This is a genomic window from Arthrobacter psychrochitiniphilus (genome assembly GCF_003185915.1).
GTDB classification, from domain to species: domain Bacteria; phylum Actinomycetota; class Actinomycetes; order Actinomycetales; family Micrococcaceae; genus Specibacter; species Specibacter psychrochitiniphilus.
This window is the reverse complement of record NZ_QHLZ01000003.1, coordinates 204,263-227,065: the sequence shown is the minus strand read 5'-3', so window position 1 is coordinate 227,065 and position 22,803 is coordinate 204,263. Positions and strand designations below refer to the sequence as shown.

Annotated in this window: 24 protein-coding genes and 1 tRNA gene; 9 read left to right on the top strand and 16 right to left on the bottom strand. The window is 59.4% G+C overall.

What is annotated here, in order from left to right; translation table 11 throughout:
* The first annotated feature begins 151 nt into the window (after positions 1-151).
* Positions 152-1,348, top strand: a complete 1,197-nt coding sequence (locus CVS29_RS06620; protein ID WP_110105546.1) for an acetyl-CoA C-acetyltransferase — start codon at positions 152-154, stop codon at positions 1,346-1,348.
* Entirely contained in the window at positions 1,348-1,827 is a 480-nt protein-coding gene (locus CVS29_RS06615) for an aminoacyl-tRNA deacylase (protein ID WP_179442479.1), read from the top strand. Before CVS29_RS06620 ends, CVS29_RS06615 begins: the two co-directional genes overlap by 1 nt.
* Positions 1,828-1,890: 63 nt before the next feature.
* On the opposite strand, the gene rplL is transcribed toward CVS29_RS06615, so the two are convergent.
* From rplL to CVS29_RS06570, 9 genes are all read right to left on the bottom strand, one after another.
* Positions 1,891-2,265: a 50S ribosomal protein L7/L12 gene (rplL, locus tag CVS29_RS06610; protein WP_110105545.1), complete on the bottom strand. Its 375-nt coding sequence runs from the start codon at positions 2,263-2,265 to the stop codon at positions 1,891-1,893.
* 128 nt (positions 2,266-2,393) lie between these two features.
* A complete protein-coding gene (gene rplJ / locus CVS29_RS06605) occupies positions 2,394-2,981 on the bottom strand; it encodes a 50S ribosomal protein L10 (RefSeq protein WP_110105544.1) in 588 nt (195 codons plus the stop codon).
* A 337-nt stretch (positions 2,982-3,318) separates the two neighbouring features.
* Positions 3,319-4,401, bottom strand: a complete 1,083-nt coding sequence (locus CVS29_RS06600; RefSeq protein ID WP_110105667.1) for a GNAT family N-acetyltransferase — start codon at positions 4,399-4,401, stop codon at positions 3,319-3,321.
* 24 nt (positions 4,402-4,425) lie between these two features.
* Positions 4,426-5,001 (bottom strand): GNAT family N-acetyltransferase, encoded by a 576-nt coding sequence (locus tag CVS29_RS06595; protein ID WP_110105543.1) that lies wholly within the window; start codon positions 4,999-5,001, stop codon positions 4,426-4,428.
* A gap of 126 nt (positions 5,002-5,127) precedes the next feature.
* On the bottom strand, positions 5,128-5,835 hold the full coding sequence (gene rplA / locus CVS29_RS06590; protein WP_110105542.1) for a 50S ribosomal protein L1: 708 nt from the start codon (positions 5,833-5,835) through the stop codon (positions 5,128-5,130).
* A gap of 158 nt (positions 5,836-5,993) precedes the next feature.
* Positions 5,994-6,425: a 50S ribosomal protein L11 gene (rplK, locus tag CVS29_RS06585; protein ID WP_110105541.1), complete on the bottom strand. Its 432-nt coding sequence runs from the start codon at positions 6,423-6,425 to the stop codon at positions 5,994-5,996.
* A 130-nt stretch (positions 6,426-6,555) separates the two neighbouring features.
* Positions 6,556-7,338: a transcription termination/antitermination protein NusG gene (gene nusG, locus CVS29_RS06580; RefSeq protein WP_110105540.1), complete on the bottom strand. Its 783-nt coding sequence runs from the start codon at positions 7,336-7,338 to the stop codon at positions 6,556-6,558.
* Positions 7,339-7,426: 88 nt separating this feature from the next.
* On the bottom strand, positions 7,427-7,717 hold the full coding sequence (secE, locus tag CVS29_RS06575; protein ID WP_110105539.1) for a preprotein translocase subunit SecE: 291 nt from the start codon (positions 7,715-7,717) through the stop codon (positions 7,427-7,429).
* A gap of 120 nt (positions 7,718-7,837) precedes the next feature.
* Positions 7,838-7,910, bottom strand: a tRNA-Trp gene (locus CVS29_RS06570).
* Between the two features lie 255 nt (positions 7,911-8,165).
* On the opposite strand from CVS29_RS06570, the gene CVS29_RS06565 reads away from it, so the two are divergent.
* Positions 8,166-9,401 (top strand): pyridoxal phosphate-dependent aminotransferase, encoded by a 1,236-nt coding sequence (locus CVS29_RS06565; RefSeq protein ID WP_110105538.1) that lies wholly within the window; start codon positions 8,166-8,168, stop codon positions 9,399-9,401.
* Positions 9,402-9,501: 100 nt separating this feature from the next.
* Here the strand turns inward: CVS29_RS06565 and CVS29_RS06560 are convergent, their stop codons facing one another.
* Together CVS29_RS06560 and CVS29_RS06555 are read right to left on the bottom strand one after the other, a co-directional pair.
* Entirely contained in the window at positions 9,502-10,158 is a 657-nt protein-coding gene (locus tag CVS29_RS06560; protein ID WP_110105537.1) for a LuxR C-terminal-related transcriptional regulator, read from the bottom strand.
* Positions 10,155-11,438 (bottom strand): ATP-binding protein, encoded by a 1,284-nt coding sequence (locus CVS29_RS06555; RefSeq protein ID WP_110105536.1) that lies wholly within the window; start codon positions 11,436-11,438, stop codon positions 10,155-10,157. Before CVS29_RS06555 ends, CVS29_RS06560 begins: the two co-directional genes overlap by 4 nt.
* Before the next feature lie 114 nt (positions 11,439-11,552).
* Here CVS29_RS06555 and CVS29_RS06550 point away from each other — a divergent pair, with 114 nt between their 5' ends.
* From CVS29_RS06550 to CVS29_RS06535, 4 genes are all read left to right on the top strand, one after another.
* Positions 11,553-12,887, top strand: coding sequence for a PspC domain-containing protein (locus tag CVS29_RS06550; protein ID WP_110105535.1), 1,335 nt, complete (start codon positions 11,553-11,555; stop codon positions 12,885-12,887).
* A gap of 65 nt (positions 12,888-12,952) precedes the next feature.
* Entirely contained in the window at positions 12,953-13,357 is a 405-nt protein-coding gene (locus CVS29_RS06545; protein WP_146213006.1) for a hypothetical protein, read from the top strand.
* 111 nt (positions 13,358-13,468) lie between these two features.
* Positions 13,469-14,494, top strand: coding sequence for a 6-phosphofructokinase (locus CVS29_RS06540; RefSeq protein ID WP_110105533.1), 1,026 nt, complete (start codon positions 13,469-13,471; stop codon positions 14,492-14,494).
* Between the two features lie 310 nt (positions 14,495-14,804).
* Positions 14,805-15,536, top strand: coding sequence for a GNAT family N-acetyltransferase (locus tag CVS29_RS06535; RefSeq protein WP_110105532.1), 732 nt, complete (start codon positions 14,805-14,807; stop codon positions 15,534-15,536).
* Here CVS29_RS06535 and CVS29_RS06530 read toward each other — a convergent pair.
* The 5 genes from CVS29_RS06530 to CVS29_RS06510 all read right to left on the bottom strand — a co-directional run bounded on the left by CVS29_RS06530 (position 15,475) and on the right by CVS29_RS06510 (position 20,746).
* Positions 15,475-16,980, bottom strand: coding sequence for an MFS transporter (locus tag CVS29_RS06530; RefSeq protein WP_110105531.1), 1,506 nt, complete (start codon positions 16,978-16,980; stop codon positions 15,475-15,477). The two genes, CVS29_RS06535 and CVS29_RS06530, sit on opposite strands and share 62 nt — an antisense overlap.
* 101 nt (positions 16,981-17,081) lie before the next feature.
* Complete coding sequence (locus CVS29_RS06525) at positions 17,082-17,657, bottom strand: PadR family transcriptional regulator (RefSeq protein ID WP_110105666.1); 576 nt, start codon at positions 17,655-17,657, stop codon at positions 17,082-17,084.
* A 180-nt stretch (positions 17,658-17,837) separates the two neighbouring features.
* Positions 17,838-18,935: a CAF17-like 4Fe-4S cluster assembly/insertion protein YgfZ gene (gene ygfZ / locus CVS29_RS06520; protein WP_110105530.1), complete on the bottom strand. Its 1,098-nt coding sequence runs from the start codon at positions 18,933-18,935 to the stop codon at positions 17,838-17,840.
* A 64-nt stretch (positions 18,936-18,999) separates the two neighbouring features.
* Positions 19,000-19,608 carry a nitrobindin family protein gene (locus CVS29_RS06515; RefSeq protein WP_110105529.1) on the bottom strand — a complete coding sequence of 203 codons (609 nt, stop codon included), beginning with the start codon at positions 19,606-19,608 and terminating at the stop codon, positions 19,000-19,002.
* 211 nt (positions 19,609-19,819) lie between these two features.
* Positions 19,820-20,746, bottom strand: a complete 927-nt coding sequence (locus tag CVS29_RS06510) for a permease (protein WP_110105528.1) — start codon at positions 20,744-20,746, stop codon at positions 19,820-19,822.
* A gap of 146 nt (positions 20,747-20,892) precedes the next feature.
* Between CVS29_RS06510 and CVS29_RS06505 the strand changes: the two genes are divergently transcribed.
* Together CVS29_RS06505 and CVS29_RS06500 are read left to right on the top strand one after the other, a co-directional pair.
* Complete coding sequence (locus CVS29_RS06505; protein WP_110105527.1) at positions 20,893-21,591, top strand: winged helix-turn-helix transcriptional regulator; 699 nt, start codon at positions 20,893-20,895, stop codon at positions 21,589-21,591.
* A 79-nt stretch (positions 21,592-21,670) separates the two neighbouring features.
* The gene (locus CVS29_RS06500) at positions 21,671-22,684 is read left to right on the top strand and encodes a hydroxyacid dehydrogenase (protein WP_110105526.1); all 1,014 of its coding nucleotides are present in this window, start codon (positions 21,671-21,673) and stop codon (positions 22,682-22,684) included.
* The last annotated feature ends 119 nt before the right edge of the window (positions 22,685-22,803 follow it).

Below are 22,803 nucleotides of genomic sequence, written 5' to 3'. Positions count from 1 at the left end.
GCAGCCACATTAGGCAGGAACATTACTCTGAAACGCCCTTCTGGACACCCAAAGGAATTTTACTTGGCATGAGTGCTGTTAGATTCTATGGAAGGGCTGCGCGGCTCAACGAGGAGCCGTGCGCAATCAAGGGTCAAGGAGCAGTGCGGCCATGGTGTCACAAGCAAATGATGTGGTAATTCTCGCCGGAGCACGCACCCCGCAGGGACGGCTCAATGGGCAGTTGGCGCCTTTTACCGCCGTGGAGTTGGGGGCCAAGGCCATTGCCGCGGCGCTGGCGCGCTGCGGAATTGATGCAGCAGACATTGACCAAGTAATCATGGGCCAGGTGCTCCAAGCAGGTGCCGGTCAAAATCCGGCACGCCAGAGTTCAGTGGGTGCAGGAATCGGCTGGAACGTACCCGCCGTAACCATTAACAAGGTTTGCCTCTCCGGCCTCACCGCTGTGATCGATGCTGCTCGCATGATCCGCAGCGGGGATGCCACGGTGGTTGTGGCCGGCGGCCAGGAATCCATGTCAAGGGCCCCCCACATCTTGCCAGGATCGCGCCAGGGCTGGACCTATGGCGCCATCGAGGCTCTGGATGTAGCCGCCCATGACGGCCTGACAGACGCCTTCGACAACGACTCCATGGGCCTTTCCACCGAGCGCGGCAACATCCGCCTAAACATCAGCCGGACGGCTCAGGATGAGGTGGCTGCGGCTTCCCATCAGCGCGCAGCCGCCGCGGTGGCTGCCGGGGTATTCAAGGACGAGATTGTTCCCGTTGCAGTCCCGACGCGCAAGGGTGAGCCATTGCTGCTGAGCGAGGATGAAGGCATCCGCCCGCAGACTACCGTGGACACCCTTTCTGGCCTGCGTCCAGCCTTTACCGCCGACGGCGCCATCACGGCAGGAAACTCCTCGCCCCTCTCCGACGGCGCCAGCGCCCTGGTCCTGTCATCTCGGGCCTATGCAGAGGAACACGGCTTGAGCTGGCTCGCTGTGGTGGGCGCTCCCGGTCAAGTGGCCGGTCCCGATAATTCCTTGCATTCCCAGCCCTCCCACGCCATTGCCAAAGCGCTGAGCACGGCAGGCTGGAGCACCCGCGACCTGGACTTCATTGAGATCAACGAAGCCTTTGGTTCCGTGGCTGTCCAATCCCTGCGTGATTTGGACTTCCCTTTGGATCGGTGCAATATCCATGGAGGTGCCATCGCCTTGGGGCACCCCATTGGCGCTTCCGGCGCCCGTCTGGCCCTGCACGCAGCCATGGAGCTGAACCGTCGAGGAAGTGGCAAGGCGGCTGTTTCCTTGTGCGGCGGAGGCGGACAGGGCGAAGCGCTCCTGTTGTTCAAGGACCAGTAGTGAGCAGAGAGCTCATAGGGCATGCCCGGGTGGCCGCTGATGCGGCCGCCCGCGGGGTGGTGGTGGAAATCTTTCAGCGGCCCGCTGCACATTCGCTCAGCGAGGCCGCGGAACTCCTGGGGATCACCCCGTGGGACATTGTAAAAACCTTGGTTCTGAAGCGCAGCGACGGGACGTTCCTCTTCGCCTTGGTGCCAGGCGGTAGGTCAATTTCTTGGCCCAAACTGCGTTCCGTGGTGGGTGTCAACAAGCTTCAGATGCCTCCGGCCGAGGTGGCCCTCGCCGCCACCGGCTACGAACGCGGCACCATCACTGCCTTAGGCAGCACCACCGCCTGGCCCGTCTACGTTGACGAAAGCATCCGTGGACGCCGAGTGGCCATGGGCGCCGGAGAGCACGGCTACAGCCTCTTCGTGGACGCTGACGCGCTCATTGTGGCGCTCGAAGCAACCGTGGCGGATATTTCCACACCCGAATAAGGCCGCAGATACAAAGAACCCCCGCACCAAACGGTGCGGGGGTTCTTTGTAAACGCGGGGTGATTACTTGAGGGTAACCGTGGCGCCGGCAGCTTCGAGAGCTTCCTTGGCCTTCTCTGCAGCTTCCTTGGTGACGCCTTCCAGAACAGCCTTGGGAGCCGAGTCAACGACCTCCTTGGCTTCCTTCAGACCCAAGGAAGTGATGGAGCGAACTTCCTTGATCACTGCGATCTTCTTGTCGCCGGCTGCTTCGAGGATAACGTCGAATTCAGTCTGCTCTGCGGCTTCTTCAGCTGCGCCACCGGCGGGGCCTGCAACTGCAACAGCAGCGGCAGTTACTTCGAAGGTCTCTTCGAAGAGGGTAACGAACTCGGAGAGCTCGATGATGGTCAGTTCCTTGAAAGCTGCAATGAGCTCGTCGTTGGTGAGCTTAGCCATGAGTGGCGCTCCTTCTGTGTTTTGCCCGCGAGGGGCGAATCCATAAACCTAAACCCTGTTGGATCTAGGGAAATACTTGGGTTGAACACCTGCTGGCAGGCGGCGCGTCCGGCAAGGACGCAGGCTCGCTATGCTTCGGTGGTCTCGGCTTCAGCAGCCGGAGCTTCTTCAGCGGCCGGAGCCTCTTCAGCAGCGGGTGCTTCCTCAGCGGCCGGAGCCTCTTCAACAGGAGCGCCTTCGGCGAGCTTGAGACGCAAGGCGTCGATGGTGCGCACAGCGGCGGCCATCGGAGCCTTGAGTACGGCAGCAATGCGTGCCAGCTGCAGCTCACGAGACTCGAGAGCAGCCAGTGCGGCAACTCCGGTAGCGTCGAGTGCTTTACCTTCAAAGAGACCGGTCTTGATGACCAGCTGCTTGTTGGCTTTTGCAAAATCCGTCAGGCTCTTTGCTGCTGCAACAGCGTCACCCTTGATGAATGCAATGGCGGTGGGGCCGGAGAGCTGACCTTCGAAAGCGTCAACACCAGCTTCCTTAGCCGCAATGGCAGTCAGAGTGTTCTTTACAACCGAGAACTTGGTGTCCTGGCCGAGAGAAACGCGCAGCTCCTTGAGCTGAGCTACGGTGAGCCCACGGTATTCGGTTAGGACTGCTGCAGTTGAGTCATTGAAATCTTGCGTGATTTCTGCAACCGCAGCCACCTTTGTTGGCGTTGCCATAACACTCCTTCCGGGAATAATTGCCGGTCTTTGCCCATCCCGCTGCAAACCTGTGAAGGAAATAAGCAAATAAAAACGCCCCGCACAGATGTACGGGGCGTTTTTCACAGCGGAACAATAGGTTTTATCCCAGTTCTACACTGCTCATAAGCTTTGTGCACCTGCGCTGGCCGTCCATATAAGGACTTTCGGATGGCAAACGGCCCGATTCCAACGCATCAAGTTGCATGCTGCATTTGCTTCGCTGGGGGTGATTGACATCGACCGACGGTCTTTGGTTCTTCTAAGATACAGGAGCGGGTGCTGTGATTCCAAATCGGGGCGGTGTGCCGAAGGCTTAGTCGGTCTGAGTGAAATCCTTACGCCACTGCCCTGTCACGCCGGCACTGACGTAGCCCATCTCTTTATTGACGGAGAGCATGTATTCGTTCTCTGGCGCATTCCACGTGTAGATGGTGCGCAGCGCGGGAAAGTGCTCTTGCAACTGTTCCATGTTGGCTACCTTCATGTGCAGGCCCACACCTTTGTCCTGATGAGACCGTTCCACGAACGTATCGTCCTGGAACGCAACATCATCACGGTTCCCCAGCAAGGAAATGGAGGTGAATCCCACCAGCGCCGACGTCTCGAGGCATTGTGCGGCACTGACCACGGTGCGCCGGCCACTTTGCACAGAAAGTTCCTCGGCCTCACGAAGCTGCTTAACGTCCCAGATGCCGGAATCGGCCTCATCTGCACTGAGGCTCGCTTCCAAGCGCACAAAGTCCGCCGCCCACTCTTCGGGACAAACGTCTAGCCATTGGTGGACCCGGTAAGCGCCGTGGTGTGTGTCAACGGCGCGGCTGGCCAACTGCGCCAGTAGCTGATCCGGCAGGGGCAGTGCGCAGGCGTTGAACTGCTCCACACGCTCGAGCGCATAGCCGGCTCGGCTGGCAAATCTGGCTTCTCGAGTCTTATATGCTAAGTCACCACTGCCCTGTGCTGGCGCAATGGACCCACCCTTGTATCCAGTAGCCTCCAGATCTGCCGCTGGGTGGTTCGTCTCAACAAGGACCACCTTGCGGTTCTCTCCCCGCACAAAAAGTTCCGCTGCCTCTAAAAGTTTGCGCCCGATTCCTAGCTTTTCGGCTTGGGGCAGCACATCCAAGGTGACATGTGCCAGCTCGGTGTTGTCATCAAGTGGCATGGCGATGCCTGCGCGGCCCAAAATCTTGCCGCCAAGACGTGCCACCAAAACTACATACCATTCGTAGGGGTCGTGGCACAGGGCGAAGAGTTCCTGCGGCGTATAGGCTAAAAGATCGTTACCCCACGTACTAATGCGGACCTGCCGAGAGACTTCCACGGCTTCTAAGAAATCGGCAGCCCCGGATTCAAGGCTCTCGGGGATACGCAATTGTTCGACTGTAGCTTCAGTCATGGCAAATTTACCTGTCACTTTCTTTCAGCTCGACCGGACCATGACAAAGTCATGCTCGGCCCTTGACCTCAACTGAAAACTCCTGGTGCCGACAACGGCGAACCCGTGCTTTCGATAAAACGCCTGTGCCCGCACATTCTTGCTGTTGACCCCGAGCCAGGTTGGCCGCTGGCCCTGGACCCCAATCCATTGCAGGGTTGCGCTCATGATGGCGCTGGCAACCCCACTCCCGTGGGTATCCGGGTGTGCGTAACACTTACTGAACTCCACGGCCCCAGGCTCCGTGATGAGGGCCGCCACATCTGCTGCGGCGGGCGGGGCATCAACGACCATGGTGTAGGCAAGCAGTCGCGGCACTGTTGCCAGCTCTTGGCCATGCGGGGATTGGTCCTGAGGAGATTGGTCCTGCGCCGTAAAGAGCACCCTGCAAGGATCGGCAAGGTAGGCCCGGAAATTTTTGGGGCTCAGATGTTCTTCTATGAACGCCGCAATTTCCGTTGCTGGTGTCTCGGGCGGGCACGCTAGGGGAAAAGTGAGGGCCGCCAGTGCAGCCAAGGCTTCGGCGTCGCTTGCTCTTGCCCGACGGATGCTCAATTGCATGCGTTCGCACTCCCCTGCGTTGTAGGTGGTATTGCTAACGTACCAGCTTGGAAACAAGAAGGGGCTGACGCAGCGTTATGCCGCGTCAGCCCCTTCTTAGGGAATATCAAAGGAAGCTACTGAAGCCTAGGCTTCAACAATCACCTTGGTTGCTGCCGGATCAACGGGGATGCCGGGGCCGAACGTCGTGGAGACAGTGGCCTTCTGCAGGTAGCGGCCCTTGGAAGCGGACGGCTTCAAACGAAGCACCTCTTCCAGTGCTGCTGCGTAGTTCTCAGCCAGCTTGACGGCGTCGAAGGACACCTTGCCGATGATGAAGTGCAGGTTGGAGTGCTTGTCGACGCGGAAGTCGATCTTTCCACCCTTGATGTCATTAACAGCCTTGGCGACGTCGTTGGTGACGGTGCCGGTCTTGGGGTTAGGCATGAGGTTACGGGGACCCAAAACCTTACCCAAACGGCCAACCTTACCCATGAGGTCAGGTGTTGCAACAGCTGCGTCGAAATCGGTCCAGCCGCCCTGGATCTTTGCGATCAGTTCGTCGGTACCAACAAAGTCGGCGCCTGCAGCAATAGCTGCTTCGGCACGCTCACCGGTTGCGAAAACCAGAACGCGGGCGGTCTTACCGGTACCGTGCGGCAGGTTGACTGTGCCACGGATCATCTGGTCAGCCTTGCGAGGGTCTACACCCAAGCGGAAGGCAACCTCAACGGTCGCGTCGAACTTGGAGGGGTTGGTCTCCTTGGCGAGCTTGATTGCGTCGAAGGGTGCGTATACGTTCTCCGCATCGATCTTGGCCTGAGCTGCCTCATATGCTTTACTGCGCTTTGCCATGCTGCGTTTCTCCTTGTGCAGTTGTGGTCGTTAGGACCGCGCGGGCCCTGCCACTACGACCGCCGTACTCACTCAAGGTGAAGTATCCGGCGTCGCTCTTAATGAATTGGGTAATGCTTAGGCGGTTTCGAGAAAAATCGAAACCAGGTGTTCGAAGCTTAGGCCTCGACAGTGATACCCATGGAACGGGCGGTACCGGCGATGATCTTTTCTGCGCCTTCGATGCTGGTTGCGTTAAGGTCAACCATCTTCTGGGTGGCGATCTCGTTGACCTGTGCCTTGGTCAGCTGGGCAACCTTGACGGTGTGCGGGGTAGCTGAACCCTTGGTAACCCCTGCAGCCTTCTTGATGAGCTCTGCAGCCGGCGGGGTCTTGGTGATGAACGTGAAGGAACGGTCTTCGTAAACCGTGATTTCAACGGGGATGACATTTCCGCGCTGGGATTCCGTTGCAGCGTTATACGCCTTGCAGAATTCCATGATGTTGACGCCGTGCTGACCAAGCGCCGGACCGATGGGCGGTGCCGGGTTAGCGGCGCCTGCCTGGATCTGCAGCTTGATAAGGCCGGTGACCTTTTTCTTGGGAGCCAATGTAGGGTCCTTCTCTCAATATCTTGTCCAAGGACGACGGAGCGCGTCCCAGGTGGGTGGCCGAATGGCGTCCGGCCGAACGTTTCGTGAAGAACTAAGCAAGTCCAGCGCGGAACGAAACTTTGGGCAACTAGATCTTGGTGACCTGGTTGAAGGCAAGCGTGACAGGGGTTTCACGCTCGAAGATGGAAACCAGCACAACAAGCTGCGAGGCTTCAGGCTTGATCTCGGAGATTGAGGCCGACAGGCCTTCGAACGGACCGTCCTTGACGATGACGGCTTCGCCAACCTCAAAGTCAATCTCGGCGTCGACCGGGTTGTGACGCAGCGGAACGCCGGTCTCTTCAGCCTGCTGCTCCTCGAAGATGGGGGCAAGCATGGAGAAGACTTCATCTAAGCGCAGCGGGACAGGATTGTGGGCGTTGCCAACAAATCCTGTAACACCGGGGGTATGGCGGACAACACCCCAAGAAGCGTCGGTCAGGTCCATGCGGACAAGGACATAGCCGGGAATGCGGACGCGGTTGACAACCTTGCGCTGTGCGTTCTTGATCTCCACAACTTCTTCCATGGGGACCTGAATTTCGAAGATGTAATCTTCCATGTTCAGCGAGAGGCTGCGTGATTCAAGGTTGACCTTGACACGGTTTTCGTAGCCTGCATAGGAGTGAATGACGTACCAGTCACCCTCCTGGCGGCGCAGTTTGGCCTTGAATTCCTCTGCCGGGTCAACTTCGGGCTCGGCTTCTACAGCCGGCTCCTCGCTTGCATCGTCTGCATCAACAGCTTCTGCCTCAACAGTTGCTGTTTCTACAGCTTCTGGCGCATCAAGGTCGGCATTGATGGCAGCATCAGCAACCACAGTGTCCTGGTCCTGCTCACTGTATGTTGCCTCGGGCTCCAGCTCAGACACGAATTTCCTGCTTTCCTTGTGTGTTTCTTAAATAGCTCAAACCGACCCATGCCGATAGATTTCAGCGGGGCCGGCCAAATTGAGCCTCTTACTGCTCGGTGTTTACGTTTCCGCCAAAGACCCACAGCACAGCCTGGCCGAAGCCCAGATCTAGGACGGTAACAATAGCCATTACGATGACAACGAATACCAGCACAACCGCAGTCATGTTGATCAACTCTTTGCGAGTAGGTGTCACTACCTTCTTGAGTTCACCAATGACTTGGCGAAGGAAGATAGCAATCCGGGCGAAAAAACCCGGCTTACCGGGCTTGACAGCCTTTTTGGCAGGGCCCTTAGAGCTGCTTGCCGCAGTTTCGGTCACCAGTGCCTCACTCATCGCTTTGTTGGGAACCCGCAAGTCCGTGGGTTCGGACCGCGCGAGATGCTTAGTATTCGCCTGGAGACGACACGAGATTTCACAGCAAGGCCGCGAATCAAATTATGTCATTTCCATGCGCAGGGCAGACAGGACTCGAACCTGCAACCTGCGGTTTTGGAGACCGCTGCGCTACCAATTGCGCCACTACCCTTTGATTGTTCACAACAGTGAGCCCTCACAGGCTTCTGCAGCAAAAATCCCTTCAGCGTTGAACGCCATGAATAACTTACAGTCTTGCGCCCGTCTTTTCCAAACCGGCACCAAGGCGTGAAACATCATGGAGTTGAACACCAGTTACTTATTCTACGCATTCTTAGGCGCCTACGTCGAACTGGTGACGCCTTACGCCTAAAGTAGTCACTGACGAAGTTTATATTTTGGGCCTCCCACCGAAGAAAGAATGCTGATGTCTGCCGAATTGAGCGCTGATCAAGCCTCCGCACGCCGTATCTCCGCAAGGATCGCCGCAATTGCGGAATCCGCTACCCTGGCTGTCGACGCCAAAGCCAAGGCCCTAAAGGCCGCCGGGCGCCCCGTCATCGGCTTTGGTGCTGGGGAGCCCGACTTTCCAACACCGGATTACATTGTTGAGGCGGCGGTTGCTGCCGCTCGCCAGCCTAAATTCCACCGCTATTCCCCGGCTGCAGGGCTCCCGGAACTGCGCAGTGCCATTGCCGCAAAGACGCTGCGCGATTCAGGCTACGCGGTGGATCCGGCCCAGGTGCTCGTAACAAATGGTGGCAAGCAGGCAGTTTATGAGTCCTTTGCCACCCTGCTTGACCCGGGTGATGAGGTCATTATCCCCACCCCGTTCTGGACCACCTACCCTGAAGCCATTCGCCTGGCTGGCGGTGTTCCTGTGGAGGTTTTCGCTGGCCCGGAGCAGGGCTACCTTGTCACGGTGGATCAGCTTGAGGCCGCCTTGACGCCGCGCACCAAGGTGCTGCTGTTTGTTTCGCCCTCCAACCCCACAGGTGCCGTTTACTCGGCAGAACAGACCCGAGAGATCGGTCTTTGGGCCGCGTCCAAGGGCCTCTGGGTCATCACTGATGAGATCTATGAACACCTGACCTACGACGGTGTTCCATTCACCTCGATTGCCACGGCTGTCCCGGAGTTGGGCGACAAAGTGGTGATTCTCAATGGTGTTGCCAAGACTTATGCCATGACGGGTTGGCGCGTTGGCTGGATGATCGCGCCCCTGGACGTGACGAAGGCGGCCACCAACATGCAATCGCACGCCACCTCCAACGTGGCCAATGTCTCCCAGATGGCCGCCTTGGCAGCAGTCTCTGGCCCGTTGACCGCAGTGGATGAAATGAAGGTTGCCTTCGACCGCCGCCGCAAGGCTATGGTGGCCGCGTTGAATGCGATCGACGGTGTGGAATGCCCCACCCCCACGGGCGCCTTCTACGCCTACCCAGACGTCCGCGGACTGCTGGGCCGTGAAATTGGTGGCATCCGGCCCGCCACCTCGGCTGAACTGGCCGCACTGATCCTGGACAAGGCCGAAGTTGCCGTGGTTCCCGGTGAAGCCTTTGGACCCAGCGGCTTCATGCGTTTGTCCTACGCCCTGGGTGACGACGATCTCGCAACCGGCGTTCGACGCCTGCAGGAGTTCCTGGGCTCAGCCAAGCCCTAAGCCACTCTGCCTCTGGCTGGCGGCAAAAGCGCGCCCGCCTCCCACTTATGCGCCCCGTAGACCGGGCGCGGATGTGGGAGGCGGGCGCGCTTTTGGGTTGTTAGAGCAGGCGGCGGTCTGCGGCCCAGCGGGTCAGCTCATGGCGTGAGGAGAGCTGCAGCTTACGCAGTACGGCCGAAACGTGGGACTCCACGGTCTTGATGGAGATGAACAAAGCCTTCGCCACTTCCTTATATGAGTAGCCGCGGGCAATCAAACGCATGACTTCCAACTCGCGTGCGGAAAGTTTGTCCAGCTCGTCCTCCACGGCCACCTCGGCTGTGCCAAAGGCGTCGAGCACAAAGCCGGCCAGCCGGGGTGAAAATACTGCGTCACCGCCAGCCACGCGCCGCACCGCATCAGAAATTTCGGCGCCGGAAATTGATTTCGTAACATAACCGCGCGCACCGGACCTGATGACGGAAACCACGTCTTCGGCCGAATCCGAGACGCTCAGCGCCAGGAACTTGGTGCCGGCCAGCAGCGACGTGCAGCCAGCAATGACTTCCCGCCCGCCCTGGCCCCGTCCACCCGGCAGGTGCACATCGAGCAGGACCACATCCGGCTGGTGGTGGGTCACTGCTGCAATCGCCTCCTCGACTGTGGCGGCCTCAGCCAAAATGAGGATGTCCCGGTCCAGATCGGCCTTCAATCCGGAGCGAAAAATGGCGTGATCATCCACAATCACGACCGTAATGGGTGTTGCCGGCATAGTCATTTGGCTTCCTCCGTGGCAGTTGCTTCATAGGGCAGGTGCAACCGTACTTCGGTGCCTTCCACCGAGCTAATGATCTCAGCCGTCCCACCGTTGCGTTGCATGCGCCCGACGACGGACTCCCGGACTCCCAGCCTGTCTGCGGCAACCGTCCGCACATCAAAGCCCGCCCCTCTGTCCTTCACAAACACATCAACGCCCTTTGCCGTTGCTTCCACATACACAGACACTGCCGTCCCACCGTGCCGGACACCGTTCAAAACGGCTTCTCGAACCGCCTGCACCAGTGCGTTACCACGCTCCGTCAACTCGGTGTCTCCCACGGCCACCACTTCCACTGCCTGCCCGTAAATATCCTCAGCCTCAGCACAGACCGACTTGATGCGCTCCACCAAGGCCCCGGACTTATGGGTGCTGTCCTGATAAATCCACTCTCGCAGTTCGCGCTCTTGGGCACGGGCCAGCCGTGTCACATCAGTCGGCGAGTGGGCACTTTTCTGGATCAGGGCCAACGTTTGCAGCACTGAGTCGTGCAGGTGGGCCGCAATTTCGGCCCGCGCGCTCTCCTTGATGTGCCCGGCCCTTTCGCTCTGGAATTCACTCCAGAACTTCAAGGCCCACGGAGCCAGGACGAGCCCCACTCCTGCAAGGACAGCCAAAGAGGCCACCACTGAGGACCACAGCAACGTCCATGAGCCGGACCCGGCAACAATGACGAGCAGCCCGGTAATAACAAGGGCCAGCCCCCCACCGAGACGCAGCATGGCAATGGGCGTGTTCATTTTAGTTGCGCTGAGCAATCCCACACGGCGGGTGTCATCCAATTGCATCCACGCCAACACTGCGCCCAAAACAATGACCAGGAGCGGGATCAAAGTGCCCAGACGCAAATCCCAGCCTTGTTGCTGCCCGAAGATGATGAATGCCGCAATGACCAGTGCTCCCCCGATTGCCACCTCCCTAAACCCCAAGGGAACCGGTTTGCGGGCCGGGTTGCTGTTGCCAGAGTTATCCTTCTCAAACGCTTCGGGCGCGGGACGGAACAACGCCAGCCGTGGGTTACCGTCAGCGTCCAATAGCCTGCCGCCTTGCTCTGGGGCGTCGCCTTCCAAAGGAACCAGTAGCCACAACCACCCATAGAAGACAATCCCGGCGCCAAAGAAGAAACTGGCACCGATCATGATGCCCCGCACCATCCGTACATTCCAGCCAAGGTGCACGGCCAGGCCGCCACAAACTCCGGCAACTACACGGGCCTGTGTGCGGTACATCTTTACGCTCATGCAGTAATCCAAGCACGGCCCGGGGACTGCCGCAGTGTTTCTCGGGGATACCTCAGGGTTCTTTCAGGGTGACACCTCATGTTGCCGCGACCCCGCAGAGGGCAGGATTGAAGCATGAATACTTCCCAGGACAGTCCGGAGCACTCCCCAGAGCAGCCATCTGGCCACGCTGCCCCTCCCCCGCTGCCTCACCCCGATTCGGCCAGATTCTTCCAATGGATCCGCGGCCTGGGCATCCGGCGCGGGCCCAACCGCTGGATGGGTGGCGTGTGCAGCGGGCTAGCCGACAAGTGGGGCATCGACCCCGTGATCGTGCGTGGCCTTGCCGTTGTGCTGACCCTGTTCTTCGGCATCGGGCTGCTCGCCTACGGTGTGGCGTGGGCGTTGTTGCCCGAACCGGACGGTCGCATCCATGTTCAGGAGGTGGGCCGAGGCCACTGGTCGGCCGGAATGACAGGAGCCGCCGCAGCCACACTATTGGGGCTGGGCGGCTCCGGAGGCGGGACGTTCCAAGACAGCAACAGCGGCTGGTTCTTCTGGCCGATCATTTGGATCGGCGGCATCGTGTGGGCTATCTACTGGTTTTCCTACCGTGGCAGGGACGAGCGGGGCAGCAATGCCAGCCAACCCTGGTACGGGCAAGCGTGGCCAAGCTCTGCGGCGCCCCAACCTCAGCCCACAGATGTTTATGCCCGCACGTTCACCCCGCGCGCCGACGAGTACGTGAAGCGCCAAGGCCAACAGGCAACCAAGCCCCCTGCCAAGAAGACGCCCCGGCTCGGCTTTGCCAGCAGCTTGCTGGTGCTGGGCCTTGCCGCGGTGGTGGTGGCTGCACTCCTGCTGTTGAACGCGAGCAACGTCATCGATTTGGGGACGCACCCCCGCGCCATCATCGTGGCTGCAGCAGCCATTGTGGCGGGCGTGGGCATTGTGGTGGCTGGGATTGCCGGCCGCACTGCGGGCGGACTCGGCACGTTCGCTGTCATTGCTTTGGTAGTGGCCGGGGCGTTGAGTTTGCCCCAGCCAAACATCGCCTCATTCAGCAATGCCGACTGGTCTCCCGCCACCATCAGTGCCGCGCAAACTGGCCGCACTGTCCTGATGGGCAACGGCACCATTGACCTGACCGGGATTGTCCCCGCCGGGAATAGAGCGGCCGGGAATGGAGCGGCCAAGCCCGGCGGTGACTCACCCCTGACGGAGAATGTCCGGATACCCCTGAGTTTGGTGGCATCCAACGTCACCATCCTGGTGCCGGAGAATATCCCCGTCAGTGTGAAGAGTGAACTGGCTGCAGCGGCTGTGACCGTGGACGGCAAAACAACTGGCAGTGGCTTGGTGAAAGACACCACGAGCAACATCAACCTGGACGCTACAGGCTACGGGCTCGCAATCACGTTGGAAGGCGTAGCCTCCAACATTGAGATCCACGTGGTTCCAACACCATGAATCACCCGGACAGAAACCAGCAGAACCTCACACAGGGTCCCTTGAGAGAAATCGCGGAGAATACCATGTCCCATCCCATAGAACCGCCCCAGAGCCCCGAGGGCACAGCCAACACCGTCTCACCGCCCCCTGCCGGGTACTTCTCCACGCCACTGCCCCTATCAGAACAGGCCCCCGCCCGTGCACACGCAAGCAGTACCGAACCGAAGAACAGCTCAAAAACCGCTGCCACAGCTGACTTGCCCACCGTCCCACAAGCCGGGCGGCACCCGGCCCGCGTGGGAACGATCGTGTTTGGCGCCGTCGTACTTGTCCTTGGGATTTTGCTGATTCTCAGCACCCAACTGCACCTGAATTTGGACCCGGGACTTACGGCCATGTGGCTGCTGCTGGGTGCCGGCGTGGCCATGGTGGCCGGCGGCGCAATCAATTTGTTCACCAGGATGAAGAAGCAGCGTGGCGTCCACTGATTGGGCCTGAAGTTGCCGGGATCACATGAGCGTCTAGAATGATCTACAGAGGAGCTCAATGGTGCGCTCAAAAACCCCATTGAATCCATCCCTCAAAGGACTTTATTACTCATGAAGATTGGAATTCTCACCAGCGGCGGAGACTGCCCTGGCCTGAATGCTGTGATCCGCGGAATCGTGCTCAAGGGCATCAAGAGCTACGGACATGAATTTGTTGGTTTCCGTGATGGCTGGCGCGGAGTGGTTGAAGGCGACGTCATGGACCTTCCCCGTCAGATGGTGCGCGGCATATCCAAGCAGGGCGGTACCATTTTGGGCACCTCCCGCACCAACCCTTTTGAAGGCAACGGTGGCCCCGAAGTCATCAAAGCCCACATGGAACGTCTCGGTGTTGACGCACTCATCGCCATTGGTGGCGAAGGTACGCTTGCTGCCGCCCGCCGGTTGACCGATGCTGGGCTCAAGATCGTCGGTGTACCTAAGACTGTTGATAATGACCTGGACGCCACGGACTACACCTTTGGTTTCGATACTGCCGTGCAGATTGCCACGGAGGCCATTGACCGTCTGCGCACCACGGGCGAATCCCACCACCGCTGCATGATCGCAGAGGTCATGGGCCGCCACGTTGGCTGGATCGCCCTTCATGCCGGCATGGCCACGGGAGCGCACGCTGTGCTGATCCCGGAGCAGAACACCAGCATGGACCAGATTGTTGAATGGGTGAAGGAAGCGCACGAACGTGGCCGTGCACCCTTGGTAGTGGTGGCGGAAGGCTTTGTTCCGGACCATCAGGACTCCGCCCACTCCGAGCGGGGCTTGGACACCTTTGGCCGTCCCCGCCTGGGCGGCATCAGTGAACAGCTCGCCCCCGAGATCGAAGCCCGCACGGGGATTGAAACTCGCGCCACTATCTTGGGCCACATTCAACGTGGCGGCGTTCCTTCTAGCTTTGACCGCGTTCTGGCTACCCGGTTGGGCATGGCTGCCGTGGACTCTGTTGTGGAAGCCCGCTGGGGCACCATGGTGGCGCTCAAGGGCACCGAGATTGAGCACGTGCCCTTCGAGGCCGCGTTGGGGAACCTGAAGACGGTTCCGCAGCACCGCTATGACGAGGCGGCCATCCTCTTCGGCTGACCGATCCTAGTGTGGAACCAAAAATGTGCCGCAGCTGAACTGCGCCCCAAAGTAAGGAACTGAATTGTTCAGTACAACTTTCGGGGAGCAGTTCACTCCCCCAGAGAGTTGATAGTAGGCACATTGTGCACAGCTATCGCAGGGAGATCACGCTCCCTAAAACGCGAGTGGTAAACACCCTACTTTCCGGCTCAGTTGCGCATGGCTCCACCCTAAAACCGCGCGTCTTGTGAGTTGGGCCACACTCGAGTGTTAGCCAGCCCGCAGCATTCGCTCTACATTCACTCTCGCGGGGCGTTAACGTTGAACCATGACCTTCGATTCAAGTTCAGCGCCCATAGTTTTCCTTGCCTGGGAACGGGGCCTCGGGCTGCCTGTCGATTCGCTCTTGTCGGAGCGCAGGGACGGCAGGCTCACCCGCGCCGTCGACGGGCCCGAACTAACATTCCTGCGGCTCTGGGACCAGTCAGTCCTCAGGGGTCCTGCGCATTTGTTGGCCGCTGCGGCCGCCTACAGTGACGATGAGCTCAGCGATCACTCCACCATGCTGCGGCTGACCAGACATAGCGGCGGCCGGGGTCTGGGCACGCAGGCCCTCTATTACGCGGATGAGCTGGACTTACACCAGCCTGCACACACCGTCCACGTTTCCACCGGGGAGCTTGAATCTGCGGCGCTTGAATCACTGTGCCCGCCAGATGACGTCAACGATGTGGCGCTCTCCAGCAGAGAGCACAAGTTCACGGTCATGGAGTCAGGAACGCCCGACGCCGGCCCTCTCGCCTGTAGCGCCTACACCGAGTATCAAGGGTTGCTGGCTCAGCTGGGCACACTGGTGGCCCCGGACTCCCGCCGCCAGGGACTGGGACACCTGGCCACTAGCATTGCCGCCCACGAAGCACTCTCTGCTGGATTGATAGTGCAGTGGCGGGCAGACATCAATAACGCTGCGGCTCATTCCCTGGCCGTGGCCGTGGGTTTTAGTGTGGCTGGTCTACTGACCCGGATTTCTCTGGAGAGTGGTCAAACTCGGCATAAATAGCCGAAACTTCACGGGGTTTGGCGAAGAAGATGACCACAGCCGCACCTAGCAGTACAGCGGCCGCTGGCAGCAGAATTGATTGGCTCATGGCGGCAGAGAACCCAGCTTGCAAAGATTCCGGCAACGGCCCTGATTCCCCTCCCATTCCCCCACCCGCACCGGCGGGCATTTCAACCGCCAGACGGGCCGAGATCAATGCTGCAATGGCCGCGCTTCCCAACACGGAGCCGATCTGCCGCGTGGTGTTGTACACCCCAGCCCCAGCCCCAGCCTCACGGGGCCCCAGGTTGCGAGTGGCCGTGGTGGATAACGGAGCCCAAATGCCGGAGCTGGCAATGCCCAACAACCCGCTTGGCAGCAGGAACAGCCAGATAGGCGTGTTCGGGGTCATCAGGGACGCCGTCCAGGCCAGCGAGATAGACATCAGAATGAAACCGGCGAAGGCCACATAGCGTGGGTTGACGGTGTCTATAAGCTTGCCCACAAACGGGGCCAAGATACCCGAGAGCAAAGCCATGGGCACCATCATGAGTGCGGACTGCGTTGGGCTCATGCCCCGGACCAGCTGGTAATAAAAGAACAACGGCAGACTCATGGCCGTCACACTGAAGCCCATGGAGGTGATGGCAATGTTAGCGAGAGAGAAATTACGTACCTTGAACAAGTGCAGCGGAACCAGTGACTCACCCTTATTGATGGCCTGCCAGCAGACAAAAGCAATCAGGAAGACGATCCCTGCGATGATAAGGCTCCAGACACTGAGCGGGCCCTTGATGGTGCCCCAGTTGTAAGTGGCTCCTTCCTGGATGCCAAAGACCAGCAGGAGCAGACCAACTGAGCTCAGCAGCACGCCCAGCATGTCAAAAGTGTGGTCATGGGTTTGCAGCTTAGGCACCAAGCGCCAGGCCATTGCGAACGCAATGATACCCACAGGGACGTTAACGAAGAAGATCCATTCCCAGCCAAACCCATCAACAAGAACGCCACCCAGGATGGGGCCCACCAGCATAGCGACTCCGGCTGTAGCACCCCACAGCCCCATGGCGGCACCGCGTTTGTCAGGGGGGAAGATGCGGGTGATGACAGCCATGGTCTGCGGGGTCATCATCGCTGCACCGAGGCCCTGGACCACACGGGCCAGGATCAATGTGCCAATGTCTCCGGAAAGTCCGCACCACAGTGAGGCGAGCGTAAAGACCGTCAGACCCACGAGGTAGAGGTTTTTGGGACCATATTTATCTCCCAATCGCCCTGTTACCAGGAGCGGTACCGCGTACGCCAGAAGGTAGGCGCTGGTGACCCAGATGACTGAGTTGATGTCAGTGTTCAAGCCCTCCATGATCCTGGGGTTGGCCACCGAGACGATGGTTGAATCCACCAGGATCATGAAGAATCCCAGAACGAGCGCCCATAACGCGGGCCACGGTTTTGCCACGGTTTCCATGGGTTGTTCCTTAAATATCGAAATTTGTTTCAAAGCACTGGCGTCCGTTGGGGCCCAGCTGGCTAATTATTGATGCTTCGCGGCGCTGATGAATAAGGTCTTTACCCTGTGCCCGGCCACGAGAGGTCGGCCTGCTTCAACCGTGCGATGAACCCGTGCACCCAATCCAGTTCGGCCCGCACCATATGTTCTTGGTAGCGGATATCGATCCAATACGCCGGGTCAACCCCGCGGGACTTGGCCAACTCCCTATCCGCACCCAACATGGCCAATTTTTCATCCAGAACTGGCAGGCGCTGCTCCAGCAGGTCAATAACGAGATGAGCCGGCAGGTTATGTGCTTCTGACAGTGCCTGAGGAAACCGCGGATACTCCTCGGCGGGTTGCGCGAGGTCCTCGCACAACACCTCGCTCAGCCTGCGCCGCCCTGCCGGCAACAACGCGTATGTGGTGCGTTCGGGGCGTTTACCGTCCCGGGCGGTCCCCAAAGCTTCCACCATGTGCGCATCCGCCAGCCGGCCCACTGCGTGATACAGCGTTCCTGGTCGAATTTTCAGCAGACGCTCTTCATGCCTGTCAATCAACAACTGGTACATCTCATAGGGGTGCATGGGACGCTCTGCAAGTAACCCCAGAGCCGCCATGGCCAAAGGAGTCAAGTGTTTTAGCTCAGCCATGCCCACCCGCCTCTTCCGTTAGTGCCGCGGCCTTCCCCAGCATTGTTCCAGCTCAACTATTCCACATGGAATAGCAACGTGTCACTAGCGCCCGAAGGGATCTTGTGATGAAAGTTTTTGCGGCCGGGACTTCAGCTGGCACAGAAAGCCAGCGCCTCCCGGTCTAACGAGGAGCCCGGTTTAGCGAGGAGCCCTCAGGAATCCGGTTTGACGGCCCAACACCTGTCCGGCGTCAGTGGCAACAATGATTTCCTGATTGGCCGGGTACTGTTCGCCGTCGTCATTGACAATCAGGACGGCCTCCGGGTCCACGGAACGCTTGATCAGAGCCAAGGCGATGGGCCCCATCTCGTAGTGCTGCGCCGAGGAGGTCACGGTGCCAACCACACGCTCGTCCACTAAGACTTCGCTGCCCACCGCGGGCAGGGTGTGCAGCGAACCATCTAACTGCAAGAACACCAATCGGCGCGGAGGCCGCCCCAGGTTGTGCACGCGCGCAACCGTCTCCTGCCCCTTGTAACAGCCCTTATTCAGGTGCACTGCCGTCCGGATCAAGTCCAACTCGTGGGGAATGGTTTTCTCGTCAGTTTCCGCGCCCCTCCGGGGTCGCCACGCAGCCACACGGAGTGCATCTGCAGCCCACGCTCCTGCCAGCGGGCGCTGACCCACCGCCTCCACCAGTTCCGCGGCTGGGATCAGGTATTCAAACCAAGAACGTTCCAGGCCGGGATGCTCCGTCTCAGGCACAGCCGCATAGCTGTAGCCACCGGCAGATATATGGGGCCAGGGATCCTGCCACACCGTACGGTCTGACCATTCAGGAACCTCGGCTACCGAACCAACCACGGCCCAGTCTGGCGAAACATCGGTAATCTCCACGCGCAGCATGAATTTCATGGATGTGAGCCACTGGGCCAGCGGAGCGGCTTCGGCAGTCTCCACAATCAGCCAGGTGGTTTCGCCATCGTCAACCACCCGCGCGTCGTACTCGATGCGTCCTTGGACGGTCAGTATCAGCAACTCGGTGCTGACCCGGGGAGATAGGTTTTTCAGTTCCTGGGAGGAGAGGGTATTGAGCCAGCTGAGCCTGTCTGGACCGCTGACAGTCACCACTCCGCGGTGAGATAGATCCACGACGGCGCTGGGCGGCTTCCCCAGGTATCCAGCCAGAAGCCGTTGCTCACGGTTCGGATCTCCATAGTGGGCGGCAACGCCGGCATCAAGGCCGCCTGCTGCCACGGCGCCGGAACGGTTCAACAAAGGACTCAAATAGCTCATACCGGTTGCAACGCCTTCTCTTGGGAGCCTATTCCAGCGAGCACCCTGGGCGGAGGGCAGGTACCTAGGGTTGGGTGGAAACTTTATGGAGCACCGCGGAAGCGTGCGCGTCCAACGACCTACCTTGTGCAGCCACGTCCCAGCGCCAGTAAAGGTCACCGTTGACAAGGCCAAAGATGCGGGTAGCGGCGGTGTAGGACTTGGCGCCAGCACCGCGCATGACTGCATCGGTGGAAAGCTGAATTTTCGGTCCCTTGATGGCGCCGTAATACAGCTCCGAGATGCCGCCGGGGTGAACAATGTTCACCATGATGTCGAATCCACCGTCAGCATTGCGCAAGGCTTCGACGTCGTCCGCCGTACGCAGAGCCGGGACAATGTCCGCCGGGACCATTCCCGGGCCACCGTCGGATTCGTTCAAGGCGCGGTCAAGTTGCCAGAAGCCAGTTTCCACGGAGAGGGGACGCAAAGTGGCGCCGTTCTCATCCGTTAGCCAAGACTGGGCCGTGTACTGCAAGTAGGGCAGCCCATTGGAACTGAAGGTCACCGTCTGGGTGAAGTGTTCCGAATCCTCTTCGCCGGCACCGAGCCGCCCGGCACCTTCCCAAGTGCCCAGCAGCCACGAAAGTGGCACCAGTTCCGGAGTGAGGTCCGTGGGGATTTCAATGGCCATGGCGAATTACTGCTGGCCCTTGAACAAGCGCCACACCACCAGTCCGGCAAACCAGGCCATGGCCACTCCGGCCACAACCAACAGGCAGATGAAGAAAATTTCCAAGGCAAGTACGCTCATAATGCCATCCTACAATGATCTGCGCAGCGTTCCTGACTCATTCGCAGGCACCGCGTCTAGAAGGCCGTTTAGCTGGTAGGGGTTCGCTCACTTATGACAGCAGGATTTTCTCCACGAAGTACACGACTGAGCCGATGGACACGATGGGCGCCAAGGCAGCGGCTACCTCACCAAAAATGCGCCCTGGGGTTAGTGCGGGTGCTTCGAGGGGTGCCTGAGCTGGAGATTCCACTGGTGTTTCAGAGGGACTTTGGGCTGCTGCTTCGGCAGGCGCTTCAGTTGCTGTCTGGACGGGAGTTTCGGCGGCACTTATGTGGACGCTGACTTCACCGATCAACTCATCGGCGGCTCGGGCGTCTCGCATGGCATCCCCGGCCAGCTGTGTGCCCAGAGTCCGCAGCCGCCTAAATGCAGCAATGATGGAGGCCACCACAATAGCCAGGACGGCGGCCGGCACAATCCGGACATCGGAGAACACCAGCGCCGCCAAAGGTCCCGCCAGCACCGCCAAGATTATGGCCAGCGGGGCCGCGACCCTATCCGGCCAGGGGAGCATCCCGGCAAGAAGCGCAACAGCGGCACTGATGGCAACAATGGCCGTCATCCCCGGCTCGCCCAGGAATCTAAAGGACGCCACCCAGCCACAGGCAAACCCGGCCATGGCCACACCGGCACCGGCACCTAAGGTGGACTCCAAACGGCGCTTTTGACCCGTTCCGCGGATCAGCTGCACCACCATGATGGCGCCGAAACCGAGCGCAATGTAGATGGCTGTCCACGAAAGGTAGTCCTTGCCCGCGCTCAGTCCAGCGGTCAAGGCCGCCAAAGCACCCGTCAAGGCGATCACGGTGCCCAACGTTTTCTTGGCCGGGATGGCCAGATAATGCGGCCATCCGTAACCAAACGTCACGGCCAGAGCCATGCTCACCCCCACAGCGTATTCAAGGCCCAGGGAGTGCCCGGCAACCAGCAGTGCCAAAGCGATGATTCCAATAAGTCCGGCTATAGATGACTTCACACATCAATCCTGCCCTATTCTGCCGGTACACTGTGGAACAAACCTGTGGCGGAGCGTTTTAGTTTTTTACGCTCATGCCAGGCAGGCTTTGCAACTGGTTCGAGGCCCAAAGATGCGCATTAAATGAGCACTTTGTTTAGGAAGAGATGTCGCAGATATTATTGCTGACCAACATCCACGGAACTTCCGTGGATGTTTTGCCTGCGCTTGAACTACTCAGCCACGAGATTCATATTCTGCCAGCCGTTCCCACAGCGCTCCTTGATGCCCGCCCCACCGAGCTCATCATGGTTGATGCCCGCACCGATCTGGCCGGGTCCCGGTCCCTGTGCCAATTACTCCGAGCCACTGGCATCAGCGTCCCTCTGCTGCTTATCCTTACCGAAGGCGGCATGGCTGTTGTGAGCGCAACGTGGGCTGCTGACGACGTCATTCTTGACACGGCCAAGCCGGCGGAGGTGGAGGCTCGGATTCGTTTGGCTCTGACCCGAGCAACCATCGCCGAAGAAGAAACCCATCAGGAAATTCAGGCCGCCGGAATCGTCATCGATGAGGACAGCTACACAGCCCGGGTACATGGAAGCGTGCTGAATCTTACCTACAAGGAATTCGAGCTGCTCAAGTACCTGGCCCAGCATCCGGGGCGCGTCTTCACAAGGGCGCAGCTCCTGAACGAAGTCTGGGGCTACGACTATTACGGAGGTACCCGCACTGTGGATGTTCATGTGCGGCGGCTGCGGGCAAAATTGGGCAGTGAGAACGAGAACCTCATCAGCACCGTCCGCAACGTGGGTTACCGGCTCAGTGTTTCCCGCCAGTCTGAGAGCTCCATGACGGACGCCTGAAGCGCAGATACATTCCATCGCCAGAGTGCATGAACCCATTTTTAGAAGCCATCCCCTTTGCACAAGGAACCATTCCGCCATGACACAGCTTCCCACTGCCTTGATCCTCATGAGTGCAGATACCTTCGCCACACAATTTGATATGTCTCGGCTTGACCGGCTTCGCTCGCTGGCCTCGCTCTGTGGAACTTTTTGGGCGGATTCATTGGACCACCCGGAGATTCAAGACCAACTCCCCGAAGTAGAGGTCCTCATCACCAGCTGGGGAGTTCCTTTGCTGGATGCACCAGCTTTGGAACGCCTCCCCGCCTTGAAAGCCGTCTTCCACTGCGCCGGGTCTGTACGCACCTTTGCCACACCCGCCCTGTGGGAACGTGGGATCACGGTGTGCAATGGCGCGGATTCCAATGCCATCCCCGTTGCAGAGTTCACCTTTGCAAGCATCATTCTCGCGGGAAAACGGGCGCAGGTGCTCTCTAACGACAGCCGCAATCACCGCGGCGAGCTTTCTTTCGCCGCGTCCCGCGGGAAATTGGGGAATCTTGGCCGCACCATTGGAATTGTGGGCTATTCCCGGATAGGCCGCCGTGTGGTGGACCTGCTGCGCCAGCTAGAGGACGTCACCATTTTGCTGGCTGATCCTTATGCTGACCCGGCTGAAGTCACTGCCGCTGGCGCCACGCTCCTGCCTTTAGAGGATCTACTTGGCCAAGTGGATGTGCTCTCCATCCATGCGCCATCACTGCCCAGCACCCATCACATGATTGGGGCGCGCGAGCTCGCTGCCTTGGCCGATCACACCACCATCATCAATACGGCGCGTGGAGACCTCATTGACACTGACGCGTTACTTGCCGAATGCCGCACAGGACGGTTGACGGCCATCTTGGATGTAACGGATCCGGAGCCACTGCCGGCCGATAACGAACTGTATGACCTGCCCAATGTGATCCTGACACCGCATGTGGCCGGCTCCTTGGGCGCAGAAACCCGCCGCATGGTGGATGAGGCATTGGCCGATCTTGGCCGGTACACCGAAGGAAAACCTCTAGTGGCCCAGATCCGCGCCGCAGACATGGCGCACCACGCCTGAGCCGGCACTGGCCGGCTGGAACTAGCGGGCCCACATTTTGGCCGCTAATCCCCCAAAAAAGTAAGGCCCGTTTCCACGAAATGGAAACGGGCCTTACTGGTTGAGTGGAGGACATACGG

Excerpts from the sequence above, each read along its gene's own strand:
- CVS29_RS06620 (WP_110105546.1), top strand. The coding sequence starts at position 152 with ATGGTGTCACAAGCAAATGATGTGGTAATTCTCGCCGGAGCACGCACC.
- rplL (WP_110105545.1), bottom strand. The coding sequence starts at position 2,265 with ATGGCTAAGCTCACCAACGACGAGCTCATTGCAGCTTTCAAGGAACTG.
- rplJ (WP_110105544.1), bottom strand. The coding sequence starts at position 2,981 with ATGGCAACGCCAACAAAGGTGGCTGCGGTTGCAGAAATCACGCAAGAT.
- CVS29_RS06600 (WP_110105667.1), bottom strand. The coding sequence starts at position 4,401 with ATGACTGAAGCTACAGTCGAACAATTGCGTATCCCCGAGAGCCTTGAA.
- CVS29_RS06595 (WP_110105543.1), bottom strand. The coding sequence starts at position 5,001 with ATGCAATTGAGCATCCGTCGGGCAAGAGCAAGCGACGCCGAAGCCTTG.
- rplA (WP_110105542.1), bottom strand. The coding sequence starts at position 5,835 with ATGGCAAAGCGCAGTAAAGCATATGAGGCAGCTCAGGCCAAGATCGAT.
- secE (WP_110105539.1), bottom strand. The coding sequence starts at position 7,717 with ATGAGTGAGGCACTGGTGACCGAAACTGCGGCAAGCAGCTCTAAGGGC.
- CVS29_RS06565 (WP_110105538.1), top strand. The coding sequence starts at position 8,166 with ATGTCTGCCGAATTGAGCGCTGATCAAGCCTCCGCACGCCGTATCTCC.
- CVS29_RS06560 (WP_110105537.1), bottom strand. The coding sequence starts at position 10,158 with ATGACTATGCCGGCAACACCCATTACGGTCGTGATTGTGGATGATCAC.
- CVS29_RS06555 (WP_110105536.1), bottom strand. The coding sequence starts at position 11,438 with ATGAGCGTAAAGATGTACCGCACACAGGCCCGTGTAGTTGCCGGAGTT.
- CVS29_RS06550 (WP_110105535.1), top strand. The coding sequence starts at position 11,553 with ATGAATACTTCCCAGGACAGTCCGGAGCACTCCCCAGAGCAGCCATCT.
- CVS29_RS06545 (WP_146213006.1), top strand. The coding sequence starts at position 12,953 with ATGTCCCATCCCATAGAACCGCCCCAGAGCCCCGAGGGCACAGCCAAC.
- CVS29_RS06540 (WP_110105533.1), top strand. The coding sequence starts at position 13,469 with ATGAAGATTGGAATTCTCACCAGCGGCGGAGACTGCCCTGGCCTGAAT.
- CVS29_RS06535 (WP_110105532.1), top strand. The coding sequence starts at position 14,805 with ATGACCTTCGATTCAAGTTCAGCGCCCATAGTTTTCCTTGCCTGGGAA.
- CVS29_RS06530 (WP_110105531.1), bottom strand. The coding sequence starts at position 16,980 with ATGGAAACCGTGGCAAAACCGTGGCCCGCGTTATGGGCGCTCGTTCTG.
- CVS29_RS06525 (WP_110105666.1), bottom strand. The coding sequence starts at position 17,657 with ATGGCTGAGCTAAAACACTTGACTCCTTTGGCCATGGCGGCTCTGGGG.
- ygfZ (WP_110105530.1), bottom strand. The coding sequence starts at position 18,935 with ATGAGCTATTTGAGTCCTTTGTTGAACCGTTCCGGCGCCGTGGCAGCA.
- CVS29_RS06515 (WP_110105529.1), bottom strand. The coding sequence starts at position 19,608 with ATGGCCATTGAAATCCCCACGGACCTCACTCCGGAACTGGTGCCACTT.
- CVS29_RS06505 (WP_110105527.1), top strand. The coding sequence starts at position 20,893 with ATGTCGCAGATATTATTGCTGACCAACATCCACGGAACTTCCGTGGAT.
- CVS29_RS06500 (WP_110105526.1), top strand. The coding sequence starts at position 21,671 with ATGACACAGCTTCCCACTGCCTTGATCCTCATGAGTGCAGATACCTTC.